The 232-nt window shown below is 47.0% G+C and carries 1 pseudogene; it reads left to right on the top strand.

Going from position 1 to position 232, the window contains the following annotated elements:
* Window positions 1–232, top strand: a pseudogene (locus M3650_RS31685) (winged helix-turn-helix domain-containing protein); the annotation flags it as partial.

The following is a 232-nucleotide window of genomic DNA, read 5'->3' as shown; positions in this document are numbered from 1 at the left end:
TCCGAGGCATCTCCAAAGTGATGGAACGCTTAGGACTCAGCTATACAAAACCGACATACACGCTTGCGGCAGCAGATCCAGAGAAGCAACGCCAGTTTGCCGAATCGACCTTTCCCGATTTGAAAAAAAGTTACTGAACCATGAGATCGATCACTTACTGTTCGAGGATGAATCCATGATTCGGGATTATCAAGCGATTCAGAAAACCTGGTTTCTTCGCGGGAAGCAACGA

It is taken from the genome of Paenibacillus sp. MER TA 81-3, assembly GCF_023713585.1.
In the GTDB taxonomy this organism is placed as follows: domain Bacteria; phylum Bacillota; class Bacilli; order Paenibacillales; family Paenibacillaceae; genus Paenibacillus_B; species Paenibacillus_B profundus.
Note: the sequence above shows the minus strand (reverse complement) of the source record. Positions and strands in the feature narration are given on the sequence as shown.